The organism is Achromobacter sp. 18P8.1.1, assembly GCF_057799415.1.
The window spans coordinates 19,833-32,052 of sequence record NZ_JBYOKH010000070.1; the positions used below are offsets into that span (position 1 = coordinate 19,833).

Here is a 12,220-nt window from a genome sequence, read left to right on the forward strand (position 1 = left end):
CCACTTATGGGTTATTGGGCGCGAATGGCTTCGAATTCTCTGTCGTGCATGACGTCGGCCACTGCGCGGCCGGCGCGCACGGCGGTCACCATGCCGTCCTGCCGCCTGGCGATGCGCTCGCCCAGGTCCAGGACCTCTTCGATGCGGGACGCGGGCACGAACACCGTGCCGCAGCGATCCGCGATCACATAATCGTTTTCGTGCACGGTGACGCCGGCCACCTGCACCGGCGTGCCGGAATCCAGCTGAATCACCCGGTTGCGGGCGCTGATCATGGTGACGCCCCGCCCATAGACCGGATAGCCGATCGACTCGCTGCCGTCGATATCGCGGCTGACGCCGTCGATGATCGAGCCCCGGATGCGCTTGGCGGTGGCCGCGTTGGCCAGGATGTCGCCCCAGCACGAGATGCCTGCGGCGCCGCCGGCGATCACGAGCACGCGGTCATCGGAAGCCACCGCGTCGATCACCGGCGAGATCAGGTGGACGGTGGGCTTGGCATCGGTCTTCGGCCCGAGCTGGATGGTGCTGGCCCGCCCCACGATCTTGGGGCAGTCCCACAAGGGCCTCAGCCCGAAGGTGGCGCCCGGCAAGTCCAGAAAGTCGAGCGCGTCGGACACGGTGTTGGTATCAAGCGCTGCAAGGCGGTCAAGCAAGGAAGACGAGGTCATCGCGGCGATCTCCGTGGACAATGGACGCATCTTGTTGCCGCCACACTGATATGTAAATTCCGTTTTAAATATCTTCTTGATACTATTTTCGGATTACGCGGGGGAACTCAACGCATGACCACCATCGACTTCCGATTGATCCGCCAACTGTGGATGTTCCTGGCCGTGGCCGAGGAGCAGCACTTCGGCCGGGCGGCGGCGCGCCTGGGGATGTCGCAGCCGCCGCTGACTGAACAGATCAAGGTGCTGGAGCAATCGCTCAAGCTGCGCCTGTTCGAGCGGTCGCGGCAAGGCACGCGCCTTAGTGCAGCGGGCGCCGCCCTTTTGCCCGCGATCCGCCAGTTCGCAGGCCAGGTCGAGCAATTGGAACGCGTGGTGCGGGAAGTAGCGGCCGGCCAGTCGGGCGTGTTGCATGTCGGCGCCATCACCTCGGCCATGCTGGAGACGGTTCCGCCGCTGCTGAACCACTTGCGCCAGACGCATCCGCAGCTCACCGTCTTCGTGCGTGAAATAGACAGTGTGGAAGCCGTGCCGCAGCTTGAGGCCGGCGAACTGGATATGGCGTTTGTCCGAATTGATGGCAAGATCGGGAGCGGCATCGCTACCCTGCCCTTGACCGAAGACCGGCTCGCCGTCGCACTGCCTGCGGGCCACCCGCTAGCCGAGCAGCCGCGCATACCCTTGCGATCGCTGGCGGCCGAGCAGTTGGTGATGTCTGCGCGCCAGGTCAGTCCGGACTATTTCGACATGCTCACCGCCGTATGCCGGTCGCACGGCTTTGCGCCGCGCATCCTGCATGAGGTAAGGTCCGTCACGTCCCAGATCGCCTATGTGAGCTGCGGCCAGGGCGTGGCCCTGGTGCCGGCATCCATGCGCAAGCTGGCGCCCGAGAATGTCGTGGTACGGCCGCTGAAAGAGAAAGTGATGGTGGTGACGGCGGCGTTGGCCTGGAATGGCAATCGCCATCATCCGATGGTGGATGCGGTCGTTGCATGGTTTCGCGACAACCGAAGGCTCTAGGCGCGCCGGCGCGCTCCACCCACCCCGACGTATCCCCTTCCCTTCCCCATCAGGCAGGCGACAACCGTGATCACGATAAAGCAGGTAGAGGCGTTCTACTGGACGGTCAAGCTTGGCACGTTCACGGCTGCCGCGGAGCGGCTTCACACTACCCAGTCCGCCATCACCAAGCGCATCCAGGAGATCGAGAGCACGTTCGAGATCGCGCTGTTCGATCGCGTCGGCCACCGGCTCGTGTTGACCGACCGTGCGCAAAGCATCTATGACTATGCCAAGAACATGCTGCAACAGCGGGATTCCATCCTGGTGCAGCTGGCGGGCAATCCGACCATGACGGGAACGGTCAGGATCGGCATCACCGAGATGACGGCGATGACCTGGATTTCGTCGTTGATCCGCCAGACCCGCGCCCGCTACCCTTCCCTGCAGCTGCAACCGCGCCTGGACCTGAGCGGACGGTTGCAGCGCCTGCTGCTGGCCGGCGAAATCGATCTGGCGTTCCTGCCCGAAATGTATTTGCACCCGGACCTGGACGCGTTGCCGCTGTCGCTGGTCGAGTTCCAATGGATGGGCAACCCGAATACCTTTGACCAGACCCGGTGCTTCAACATTGAAGAGATCGGCAAGATGGCGATTCTGGGCCAGTCGAGCGAATCGGTGATCAGCGTGTTGTGCGAAAACTGGCTGCAGCAACGCATGACCCATTCGAATTCACTGGCGATCGACAACCTGATCGCCATCGCCGGCCTGGCGGTCGCAGGACTTGGTGTCGTGTGCCTTCCCGCGGGCTATTTTGCCAATCATCTGCGCGACGGCCGCCTGGCGGTATTGCGCACGGAGGTCCCCCCGCCCAGCGCCCGGTACTTCGCGCTTTACCGCAAGGAACCCGTGTCCGCGGTCACGCAGGCCTTGGCCGCCCTGGCCCAGGAATGCTGCGACTTCACGGTCGAAGCCCGCTAGCCGTCCAACCCTAAGCGCCGCGCTACCGTGCGCCGGCCGCGAAAGTCTGTCGTAAAGCATTCCTAAACAGACTGCTGGGCAGGATATTTATTCCCTTTATTCAAGCTATCAGATCCACCATGATTGTCATGAGGCGCTCGCCGTCGACGCGTCCCACCCCCAATCACTCTGTTAGTTGAGATCGGAATGTCACATCCAGATTGGCCCCAGCAAATCTATGAAGTCTTCAAGTCGCTCGATGTGCGACAAGTTTCCTATGTCCCGGATGCGGGCCATAGCGCACTCATCCGCCTTTGCGAGGGCGATCCCGAGATGCACTCGGTATCGCTCACCACCGAAGAAGAAGGCGTGGCCATGTCTGCGGGAGCGTGGTTGGGCGGGGACCGCGCCGTGCTTCTGCTGCAATCAAGCGGTGTCGGCAACTGCATCAACATGCTGTCCCTGCAGCATGAAGCCCGCATGCCGCTCTTCATGATCGTGACCATGCGCGGCGAATGGGGCGAGTTCAATCCCTGGCAGATCGCAATGGGCAAATCGACCCAGGCCGTGCTGGAAGATTCGGGCGTTTATGTGTATCGCGCTGACCAGGCGGAAGAGATCGCCGTCAACGTCGACGCCGGCGCGCGCTTTGCCTACCAGACGGGACGCAGCGTCGCCGTGCTGATCGGCCAACGCGTCATCGGCACCAAGAACTTCAACAAGTGAGCGCACATCCATGAAAGAGCACAACACCGCGATGTTGAACCGGCGGGCAGTGGTATCGCGGCTTCTGCGCGACCGCGGCGACGCGCTGGCGATCTCGAGCCTGGGCAATCCCACCTTCGACCTGGCGGCCGCCGGTGATTGCCCCCGCAATTTCTACCTATGGGGCGCAATGGGCGGGGCCGTGATGGTGGGCCTTGGGTTGGCGCAAGCCCGCCCCACGAACCGCGTCATCGTTTTTGTCGGCGATGGCGAAATGATGATGGGCCTGGGATCGCTAGCCACCGTGGCGGTGCACGCCGTTCCGAACCTGAGCGTGGTCGTGGTGGACAACGAACACTACGCCGAGACCGGCATGCAGCCCGCCCACGCCGGGCGCGGCGTGGACATCGCCGCAGTGGCCAAAGCCTGCGGTTTCGAAACGGCGCTGCTGGTGCGGACGGAGGCTGAACTGGAGGTCGCCGCCGAGGACATCCTGCATGCGCCGCGGCCCGTCCTGGCCGCCATCAAGGTCAGCACCGCGCCGCAACCGACCGCCCTTCCCCCGCGTGACGGGCCCTACTTGAGGAGCCGGTTCCGCGAGGCCTTGCTGGGCAGCAACGCCCACCGATAAGCCATGCGTGCGGCCGCCCATGGCCGGCCGCACGCACACCATTGATTTGCCCATTCGAGCTTCTTCAAGAAGCCTTCCGCCGCCACCCGGCGCGGATCCAAGGAGACAAGCATGAGCCTGTTCACGTTCCGCCGTCTATGCGCCAGCGGGCTGGCGCTGATTTCGTGCGCCGTCGTGTTAAGCGTGGCGCCATCCGCAACGCATGCCGAATCGACGTTTTCGGGGAAGCCGATGCGGCTGATCGTCCCGTTTCCGCCCGGCGGCGGCGGAGACCGCCTGGGCCGGCTGCTGGCGGGCCCGCTGGGCAAGGCGCTGGGCACGGACATCGTGGTCGAGAACCAGGGCGGCGCCAACGGCAACATTGCGCTGCAGACGGTGGCGCGCGCCGAACCCGACGGACGCGTGCTGGGTTTGACGCTGGTCGACCATATCGCCGTGAACCCGCTCATCTACAAGAGCCTGCCCTATGACCCGCTGAAGGATTTCAAGCCGGTCGGCCTGGTCCTCTCGACGCCCTATATCGTCGCCGTCGCCGAAAACGGACCCGCCACGCTGGGGGATTTCGTTGGTCAGGCGCAAGCCAAACCGGGCGACGTCAGCATTGGTTATCCCACCACGAATATCCAGATCGCCATGCTGGACCTGGAAGCACGTTCGAAGTCGAGCCTGAACCTGATACCCTATCGCGGCATTGCCCAAGGCCTGCCCGACATGCTGGGCGGCCGCCTATCGGCCTGGGTCGGCACCAGCGTGACGATGCGGGGATACATCGAGGGCGGAAAAGTGCGAGGATTGGCGGTCACTTCGGCCGAGCGCGTGAAGGTCTTGCCGGATATCCCGACCGTCGCAGAGGCCGGCTACCCCGGCTATCAGCACGTCAGTTGGTATGGCGTCATCGCGCCGGCCGGCACCCCGGACCGCACCATCAACGAACTGAACAAGGCGCTGAACGACGTGTTGGGCCGCCCCGAGGTCAAGGCCGAAATCGAACGGGATGGCGCCGCGGTGATGGGCGGCAGTCCCGCCGCGTTGAAGTCAGCGCTGGAGTCCGATTTGCGGCGTCTGGCCCCGATCGTGCAGTCCGCCGGCCTCAAACCGCAGTAGGCGAATCGGGCCGGGCATCGGCCCGTTCGCTTAGATGCCCAGATACGCCTGTTGCACCGTAGGGTCGTCCGCCAGCGCCCGCGCGCTGCCCGACAGGACGATGTTGCCTTCGCGCAGCACGTAACCCCTGCCGGCCACACGCAGCGCCATGGCGGCGTTCTGTTCGGCCAGCAGCACCGAGGTGCCGCTGGCCACGAGTTGGCCGATCACCTCGAAGATCTCGGCAACGACCTTGGGCGCCAGTCCCAGGGACGGCTCGTCCAGCAACAACAGGCGTGGCGCGCTCATCAGCGCGCGGCCGATCGCCAGCATCTGCTGTTCGCCGCCTGACAAGGTGCCGCCCAGTTGCTGCAGCCTGGCCGCCAGTTTCGGAAACACGGCCAGCACGCGCTCCAGTTCACGCGGGCCTTCGCGTTTGGCGTAGGCGCCCATCAGCAGGTTCTCGCGCACGGTCAGCGGGGCGAATATCTGCCGCCCTTCGGGCACCAGCGCCAGCCCCAGGCGCACCACTTTGTCGGCGCTCAGGCGGCCAAGGTCGGTGCCACCGTAGCGGACCGACCCGCCGATGGGCCGCAACAGGCCGGCCACCGAACGCATCAGCGTGGATTTGCCCGCGCCGTTGCTACCGATCAGCGCAACCGCCTCGCCCTCGGCCACGTCCAGGTCCAGGCCTTGCAGAATCCGCACGGCGCCGATGTCGGCCGTCAGGCCTCGTACTTCAAGCGGCATCGGTCGCCACTCCCAAATAGGCTTCGATCACCGCGGGGTCCTGACGGACCTCGGCAGGCGTGCCGGCGCTGATGCGGCGGCCGTTGTTCAGCACCAGAATCCGGTGCGACAGTTCCATCACGACTCGCACGTTATGTTCCACCAGCAACACGGCAACGCCCTGGCGGTTCAAGGCGCGCGTGGCCTCGACAACCCGGGCGACGGCTTCCGCCGGCAAGCCGGCCATGGGCTCGTCCAGCAACAGCAGGCGGGGTTCCGACGCCATGGCGCGCGCGATTTCCATCAGTTTGGCGTCGCCGTAGCTGAGGCTGCCCGCCAATTGGGCCGCGCGCTTATCCAGGCCCAGCTCGGCCAGTCTGGCGTGGGCAATATCGATATCGGATTCGCGTTCACGCCGCACGGCTGCGGTACCCAGTATCCCTTGCAAAAAGCCGCTACGCGTGCGGGCATGGCGACCGACCAGCACGTTCTCAAGCACCGACAGTTCCGGAAAGATCTGCAGGTTCTGGAACGTCCGGGCCATACCGCGCAACACCCGCAGGTGCGGCGGCAGGCGTTCGATGCGTTCACCGTCGAACGTGATGGCGCCGGCGTCCGGCCGCGCCACCCCGGTCAGCACGTTGAAGAGCGTGGACTTGCCGGCGCCGTTGGGGCCGATCACGGAATGGATCTCTCCGGGCAGGACGGATAGCGCAACGTCGTCCAGGGCCTGTAAGCCGCCAAACGCCAGGTTGATCCCTTGGGCATGCAGCAAGGCGTTCATGGCTGCCCTCCCCGCCGCTTGATCCGGTTGTCCAGCAGCCCGGCCAGGCCGGCCGGCAGATAACCGACGACCACGATCATCGCCACGCCAAAGACCAGCAGTTCGGCGTCGTGGATGCTGCGCATGAGTTCGGGCAGCGCCGTAAACAGCAAGGCGCCCAGGAATCCGCCCCAGTAGCGGCCCAGCCCGCCAATGGCGGCCATGACCAGCAGCAGCACCGAATTGAAGAAAGAGAACGTTTCGGGGGAAGCGTAGTTGTTCTGGTGCACGTACAGCGAGCCCGCCACACCGGCCAGCGCCGCGCTCAGCGCAAATACCGTCAGCTTGTAGCGCAGCACGGGCACGCCCATGCACGCGGCCGCGATATCGCTGGCCGCCAGCGCGCGCAGGCCGCGGCCCGCCCGCGCCTGGACCAGGTTGCGCAAGCCCAGCATCGCCAGCCCCGCCACGGTCCACGCCAGGAAGAAGAAGGCGGCGGGCACGCCAAGGTCCCAGCCGGCCAGCGTGAACGACGGCACGCCGATCAGGCCGTTGGGCCCGCCGGTGATGCCGACCAGCCCCACGAACAGCACGGAAAGGATGGCGTTCAGGCCCAAGGTGGCCATCGCCAGGTAATGGCCGCGCAGGCGCAAGGTCGGAATGCCGACAAACAAGGCCACCAAGGCGCACAGCACGGGGGCCGCCGCCAGCCCGGCCCAGGGGCTCCAACCCAGGCTGGCCGACAGCACGCCGCTTGTGTAGGCGCCCAGGCCGAAGAATCCGGCGTGTGCCAACGACACCTGGCCCGCATAACCCACCAGCAGGTTCAGGCTCAGGACAAGCAGCAGGTTGATGAAGAACGTGCCGCCCAGGCTGACCAGGTAATCGTTGGGCGCCACCAGCGGCCACACCGCCAGGATCAGCCAGGTCAACCCCAGCACGCGCAGGCTGGCGCCCGCGGACCGCGCCACTGCGGGCGTCTTGGAACGCCCTTTAAACTTTGACAACATCGGGACGGCCCAATATCCCTTGCGGGCGTACGGTCAGAATCAGGAGCAGCACCAGGAAGGCCACGCCATCCTTGAATTGCGTGGTCAGGTAGCCGCCGATGGACGTTTCCAGCACGCCCAGCAACAGGCCGCCCAACAAGGCGCCATAAAGGTTCCCCAGCCCGCCCAGCATGGCGGCGCTGAAGGCCTTGAAGCCCAGCATCGCGCCGCTGTCATAGGACATCAGCGTCATGGGCGTGATGATGGCGCCAGCCAGGCCGCCATACAGCGCTGCCAACGCAAAGGACGCGGCGATCGCGCCCCGGTGGCTGATGCCGACCAAGGCGGCCGCTTCGGGGTTGGCGCAGGCGGCGCGCAGGGCCGTGCCATACCGCGTGTGCGCGAAAAACACATGCGTCAGAAGCATGAGCACGACCGTGATGGCCAGGATCCACAGGGTCTGTGCGTCCACGTGCGCGCCCAGGACCTCGAACTTGCGGGCCCCCGACAGGCCGGGATAGCCCTGCGGATTCTTGCCCAAGGTCAGCATCACCAGGCTCTTGCTGGCGATGGCCAGGCCTACCGACACCAGCGTGAGCGTCAGCGGCGCATGGTTGCGCAAGGGCCGGATGACGATGCGGTCCGACAGCCATCCCACCAGGGTCACGGCGGCGGTGGCCAGCAGGCAGGCTTGCCACACCGGCATCTCCGACACGGCCACGGCGGCGAACAGGCCGCCCATCATCACCCATTCGCCCTGCGCGAAGTTCAGCGCACCGGTGCTCTTGAAGATGATGTTGAAGCCCACCGCGATCATCGCGTAGATGCCGCCCGTGCCCAGGCCCGCCAGCAGCAGCTGTATGAATTGAGCGTCCAGCATGCCGCGCGCTTACCGGTAGTCGGCCAAGCGGAAGCGCCCGTCCTTCCAGTTGATCAGCACGATGTCGCTCTTGGCCAGGCCCGAATGGCTGTCGGGCGAAAAGTTGAACACGCCACCCACGCCTTCGTACTGGCGCGTGCCTTCCAACGCGGCGCGCACGCGGTCTTTCTCGGGGCCTTTGGCCAGCGCGCCCGCGGCCAGCCAGACGGCGTCATAGGTCTGCGCTACGAACTGGTTGGGCGCGCGCTTGAACTTCGTCTGGAATTTCTCGGTCAGCGCGGCGATGCGGGCTTTCAAGGGGTCGTCATCCGGCAGGTCTGCGCCCACGGGGAACTTCACGGACACCAGCAGCACGTCGTCGGCGTCGGCGCCGGCCAGTTCCATATAGCGCTGCGACACGAAGCCGTAGCTATGGATCAACTTGCGGTCGCCCAGGCCCAGTTGCTTGGCCTGCCGCATGAAGATCACGCCGGCGGGCGTCACCGTCCAGCAGACGATGGCTTGGGTGTCGCTTGCGCGAATGCGCGTGAGCTGCGGCGTCAGATCGGTGTCGGACGGCGCAAAGGCCTCGTAGTTGACCTGCAGGTTCTGGCCCGGCGCGAACGCGCGCAGCGCATCGGCGGCGGCTTGGCCAAAGCCGCTGGTGTCATGCAGCAACGTGATGCGCGTGATGCCGTTCTTCTTGAAGTAGTCGGCCAGACGGGCGAAGACCTGGCTGTCGTCCACCGTGCTCTTGAAGACCCATTCGCGTTCCTTGGCCGGACTGGCGATGGTAGCCGCGCCCTCGGTCGAGATGAACGGCGTGCGCGCCTGCTGCGCCAGCGGCACCATGGCCTGGGCGATGCCGCTCATGTTGCCGCCGCCCACCAGGATGTCGACCTTGTCTTGAGACAGCAGCCGGCGCGTGGCGGCCAGTGCCTTGGCGGTCTGACTTTCGGCGTCGTAGAACACCCAATCGATCTGCTTGCCGTTGATGCCGCCGCCGGCGTTGATTTCGTCGATGGCGATCCGCATCCCATCCTTCATGTCCTCGCCAAGGAACGCTGCAGGGCCGGTGGTGGAAAGAATGGTGCCCAGCTTGATGGTTTCGCCGTGGGCCGAGGCGGCGCACAGCACCAGGCTGGCGGCCAGCGCATGGCGTAGAAATTTGAACATGGAAGTCTGCTTGATCATGACATGGCGCAACGAGAAACCGCTGCGGAACCGGGAATTGTGGCCGCTGGCGCAGGCCTGCGCAAAGACTCGTGCGTTATTCGCTAATAGCCGTGCGGCATAGCTTTCATCCCTATAATTTTTGGGCTGAACCCTCTTCCTATCCCTCGCGCGACAAGCGCCGTCCCCCGTCATGTCCCAATACCAATCACAAGGCCAGATGCATCTGGCCGCCTTCGTCCAGGCCGGCCCGGTTTCGGGCAACCATGGCGGCTGGCGCCACCCGCAAGCCGACACCGACATCCTGTCGCCGCAGTACTACGCCAATCTGGGCCGCCTGCTGGAAGCCGGCAAGTTCGACCTGCTGTTCCTGGCCGACATCCTGGCCGTACCGCAACGCCACGAAGGCAGCATGGACAGCCAGTTGCGCTACGGCGCGCTGGGCGCCTTGCGGCTGGAACCCCAGATCGTGCTGGCCACGGTGGCCGCCGCCACGCGGCATCTGGGCCTGGCCAGCACCATTTCCACGTCGTACTTCGAACCGTTCGCGGTGGCCCGTTCGCTGGCTACGCTGGATCACATGAGCGCGGGCCGCACGGCCTGGAACATCGTCACGTCGTTCCAGCAGGCAGAGGCCGCCAATTTCGGACGCGACGACCAGTTGTCGCGCGAAGAACGCTATGACCGCGCGGACGAGTTCGTCGAGATCGCCTGCCGCCTGTGGGACAGCTGGCAGGACGGCGCCGTGGTGCGCGACAAAGACGCACCGCTGTTCGCCGACCCGTCCAAGGTGCAGGCGATCAACCACGACGGACGCTACTTCCGCGTCCAGGGGCCGTTGAATGTCAGCCGGCCGCCGCAGGGCCGCCCGGTGTTCATCCAGGCGGGCGCCTCGGGCCGCGGCCGCGACTTCGCCGCCAAATGGGCCGACGTGATCTTCGTCAACCATTCGTCGCTGGAATCGGCGCAGGCGTTCTATCAAGAGATGAAGGGACGCGCCGCATCCCATGGCCGCGACCCCGCTACGCTGAAGATCCTGCCGGGCATCGTGCCGATCGTGGGCGAAACCGCCGCGGCGGCGGAGGCGACCGATGCGCTGCTGAACGGCTTGGCCACCCCGCAAGCCGGACTGTCGACGCTGTCGTATCACCTGGACATCGACCTGGCGCAGTTCCCGCAAGACGAAGTGCTGCCCGACATGGACGTGCCGGGCGTGCAAGGGCACTACAAGGAAGTGGCGGAACTGACGCGCAAGCAGAACCTCAGCCTGTCGCAACTGGGTCATCGTTATGGCGTGGGCACCTTGCGCGACTTCATCGGTGACGCGGAGACGGTCACCGACCGTATGGAGCAATGGTTCCGCGCCGACGCGTGCGACGGCTTCATGATCCAGGCGCCCTATGTGCCCGGCAGCATCGAAGACTTCGTCCGCCTGGCCATTCCCGAATTGCAGCGGCGCGGGCTGTTCCGCACCGAATACGGCGGCACGACGCTGCGCGACCATCTGAACCTGTCGCGCCCGGCGGCCTGACCCTCCCCTACCCGACTCATCAACAAGGCGGCCCCAATCATGCCCAGCATCACCAGCACCACCATCGGCCAGAACGGCCGTTACCTGCTGTCCGCACGCGATCAGCATCTGATCGCCGACGCCACCACCTCGCGCGGCGGACCCGGCGAAGCCTGGCTGGCCGGCGAATTGCTGCTGGCCGCCTTGGCGACCTGCGCACACGCCGTGATCGAATCCAGCGCGCGGGAACAGGGCTTGACCTTATCGCGCGTGGTCGTCACGGGCGACTCCGAAGCGGACGAGGCGCAGCCCGGCCACTATGCCCACGTGCATTTGGCATTCACGCTGACCGGCGTGGACGACGCGCAGGCGAACGCGCTGGTGGGCGAGTACCTGCGCATCTGCCCGATCTATGGGTCCGTATCGCGCGGTGCGCCGGTCACCGTCCAGATCGTGGCGCAGGCGGCGCACTAGGCTGCCAACCACGCCTGCGCCAGCCATTCGTGCGACTGCACGCGGTCTTCGTGCCGGTGCGCGTTGGTGGTGACGATCAACTCATCGGCTTCGGTGGCTCGGACCAGGGTCTCCAAGCCCTTGACGACCGCATTCGCATCGCCGACAAACTGCGTGCTGACCCGGTCCTGCACCAGGTCGTCCTCCAGCACGATGGCCTCGGCCTCTTCCGGCGACAGGTAGCGCGTGGCGCCCTCGCCCCGCCGGATGCCCTGCACCCAGGCGCCATAAGGCCGGGCGATGCGTTGCGCATCGGCCAGGTCGCGTCCCACAACCACATCGGCCGAGATCATCAGGTACGGCCGGGCAAGCGTGGCCGACGGCACGAACGCGCGGCGGTAGGCGTCCACGGCATCCAGCGCCGTAGCCGGGCTGACGTGGTAGTTCACGGCGAACGGCAACCCGAGCCTGCCTGCCAACTGCGCGCTTTCACCGGCCGACGACCCCAGCACCCAGGTTTCCAGCGCGGCGCCAGCGCCCGGCGTCGCGTGGACGCGGCTGCCGTCGTCCAGCGTGTAAGTGCCGGCCAGCAGCCCGAACAAGGCGTCCACGGCTTGCTCGAACGGCAAGGGCTGCGCGTGCGGCTGCAAGAGAATCGCCTCACGCGCGACGCCGCGCGCCGAGCGTTGCGGCCG

Annotated in this window: 14 protein-coding genes; 7 read left to right on the top strand and 7 right to left on the bottom strand. The window is 65.8% G+C overall.

Translation table 11 applies throughout. From position 1 onward, the window contains the following. Positions 1-11: 11 nt before the first annotated feature. Positions 12-671, bottom strand: a complete 660-nt coding sequence (locus AC27VE_RS28635) for an RraA family protein (RefSeq protein WP_488705647.1) — start codon at positions 669-671, stop codon at positions 12-14. Positions 672-785: 114 nt separating this feature from the next. On the opposite strand from AC27VE_RS28635, the gene AC27VE_RS28640 reads away from it, so the two are divergent. The 5 genes from AC27VE_RS28640 (at position 786) to AC27VE_RS28660 (ending at position 5,070) form a co-directional block, all read left to right on the top strand. After that, positions 786-1,691 (top strand): LysR substrate-binding domain-containing protein, encoded by a 906-nt coding sequence (locus AC27VE_RS28640; RefSeq protein ID WP_427957619.1) that lies wholly within the window; start codon positions 786-788, stop codon positions 1,689-1,691. A gap of 66 nt (positions 1,692-1,757) precedes the next feature. After that, positions 1,758-2,651 (top strand): LysR family transcriptional regulator, encoded by an 894-nt coding sequence (locus tag AC27VE_RS28645; RefSeq protein WP_488705636.1) that lies wholly within the window; start codon positions 1,758-1,760, stop codon positions 2,649-2,651. Between the two features lie 186 nt (positions 2,652-2,837). Next, positions 2,838-3,356: a thiamine pyrophosphate-binding protein gene (locus AC27VE_RS28650; RefSeq protein WP_488705637.1), complete on the top strand. Its 519-nt coding sequence runs from the start codon at positions 2,838-2,840 to the stop codon at positions 3,354-3,356. Positions 3,357-3,366: 10 nt separating this feature from the next. Continuing rightward, the gene (locus AC27VE_RS28655; RefSeq protein ID WP_488705638.1) at positions 3,367-3,966 is read left to right on the top strand and encodes a thiamine pyrophosphate-dependent enzyme; all 600 of its coding nucleotides are present in this window, start codon (positions 3,367-3,369) and stop codon (positions 3,964-3,966) included. A gap of 111 nt (positions 3,967-4,077) precedes the next feature. Next, positions 4,078-5,070: a Bug family tripartite tricarboxylate transporter substrate binding protein gene (locus tag AC27VE_RS28660; protein WP_427962427.1), complete on the top strand. Its 993-nt coding sequence runs from the start codon at positions 4,078-4,080 to the stop codon at positions 5,068-5,070. 30 nt (positions 5,071-5,100) lie between these two features. Here AC27VE_RS28660 and AC27VE_RS28665 read toward each other — a convergent pair whose 3' ends face one another. From AC27VE_RS28665 to AC27VE_RS28685, 5 genes are read right to left on the bottom strand one after another with little or no spacing between them, the layout of a single operon-like run. Continuing rightward, complete coding sequence (locus AC27VE_RS28665; RefSeq protein ID WP_488705639.1) at positions 5,101-5,799, bottom strand: ABC transporter ATP-binding protein; 699 nt, start codon at positions 5,797-5,799, stop codon at positions 5,101-5,103. Beyond that, a complete protein-coding gene (locus AC27VE_RS28670; RefSeq protein ID WP_488705640.1) occupies positions 5,789-6,562 on the bottom strand; it encodes an ABC transporter ATP-binding protein in 774 nt (257 codons plus the stop codon). The genes AC27VE_RS28665 and AC27VE_RS28670 overlap by 11 nt, the downstream gene beginning before the upstream one ends. Further along, positions 6,559-7,551 carry a branched-chain amino acid ABC transporter permease gene (locus AC27VE_RS28675; RefSeq protein ID WP_488705641.1) on the bottom strand — a complete coding sequence of 331 codons (993 nt, stop codon included), beginning with the start codon at positions 7,549-7,551 and terminating at the stop codon, positions 6,559-6,561. Before AC27VE_RS28675 ends, AC27VE_RS28670 begins: the two co-directional genes overlap by 4 nt. Then, complete coding sequence (locus AC27VE_RS28680; protein WP_315130028.1) at positions 7,535-8,410, bottom strand: branched-chain amino acid ABC transporter permease; 876 nt, start codon at positions 8,408-8,410, stop codon at positions 7,535-7,537. Before AC27VE_RS28680 ends, AC27VE_RS28675 begins: the two co-directional genes overlap by 17 nt. 9 nt (positions 8,411-8,419) lie before the next feature. Beyond that, the gene (locus AC27VE_RS28685) at positions 8,420-9,565 is read right to left on the bottom strand and encodes an ABC transporter substrate-binding protein (protein ID WP_488705642.1); all 1,146 of its coding nucleotides are present in this window, start codon (positions 9,563-9,565) and stop codon (positions 8,420-8,422) included. Between the two features lie 190 nt (positions 9,566-9,755). On the opposite strand from AC27VE_RS28685, the gene AC27VE_RS28690 reads away from it, so the two are divergent. Continuing rightward, a complete protein-coding gene (locus AC27VE_RS28690; protein ID WP_488705643.1) occupies positions 9,756-11,093 on the top strand; it encodes an LLM class flavin-dependent oxidoreductase in 1,338 nt (445 codons plus the stop codon). A gap of 39 nt (positions 11,094-11,132) precedes the next feature. Further along, positions 11,133-11,546: an OsmC family protein gene (locus AC27VE_RS28695; protein WP_488705644.1), complete on the top strand. Its 414-nt coding sequence runs from the start codon at positions 11,133-11,135 to the stop codon at positions 11,544-11,546. Here AC27VE_RS28695 and AC27VE_RS28700 read toward each other — a convergent pair. Continuing rightward, on the bottom strand, positions 11,543-12,220 hold a 678-nt coding region (locus AC27VE_RS28700; RefSeq protein WP_488705645.1), incomplete at its 5' end, for an LLM class flavin-dependent oxidoreductase. The genes AC27VE_RS28695 and AC27VE_RS28700 overlap by 4 nt on opposite strands.

Coding starts and splice junctions, on each gene's coding strand:
- AC27VE_RS28635 (WP_488705647.1), bottom strand. CDS start 671: ATGACCTCGTCTTCCTTGCTTGACCGCCTTGCAGCGCTTGATACCAAC.
- AC27VE_RS28640 (WP_427957619.1), top strand. CDS start 786: ATGACCACCATCGACTTCCGATTGATCCGCCAACTGTGGATGTTCCTG.
- AC27VE_RS28650 (WP_488705637.1), top strand. CDS start 2,838: ATGTCACATCCAGATTGGCCCCAGCAAATCTATGAAGTCTTCAAGTCG.
- AC27VE_RS28655 (WP_488705638.1), top strand. CDS start 3,367: ATGAAAGAGCACAACACCGCGATGTTGAACCGGCGGGCAGTGGTATCG.
- AC27VE_RS28660 (WP_427962427.1), top strand. CDS start 4,078: ATGAGCCTGTTCACGTTCCGCCGTCTATGCGCCAGCGGGCTGGCGCTG.
- AC27VE_RS28665 (WP_488705639.1), bottom strand. CDS start 5,799: ATGCCGCTTGAAGTACGAGGCCTGACGGCCGACATCGGCGCCGTGCGG.
- AC27VE_RS28670 (WP_488705640.1), bottom strand. CDS start 6,562: ATGAACGCCTTGCTGCATGCCCAAGGGATCAACCTGGCGTTTGGCGGC.
- AC27VE_RS28675 (WP_488705641.1), bottom strand. CDS start 7,551: ATGTTGTCAAAGTTTAAAGGGCGTTCCAAGACGCCCGCAGTGGCGCGG.
- AC27VE_RS28680 (WP_315130028.1), bottom strand. CDS start 8,410: ATGCTGGACGCTCAATTCATACAGCTGCTGCTGGCGGGCCTGGGCACG.
- AC27VE_RS28685 (WP_488705642.1), bottom strand. CDS start 9,565: ATGTTCAAATTTCTACGCCATGCGCTGGCCGCCAGCCTGGTGCTGTGC.
- AC27VE_RS28690 (WP_488705643.1), top strand. CDS start 9,756: ATGTCCCAATACCAATCACAAGGCCAGATGCATCTGGCCGCCTTCGTC.
- AC27VE_RS28695 (WP_488705644.1), top strand. CDS start 11,133: ATGCCCAGCATCACCAGCACCACCATCGGCCAGAACGGCCGTTACCTG.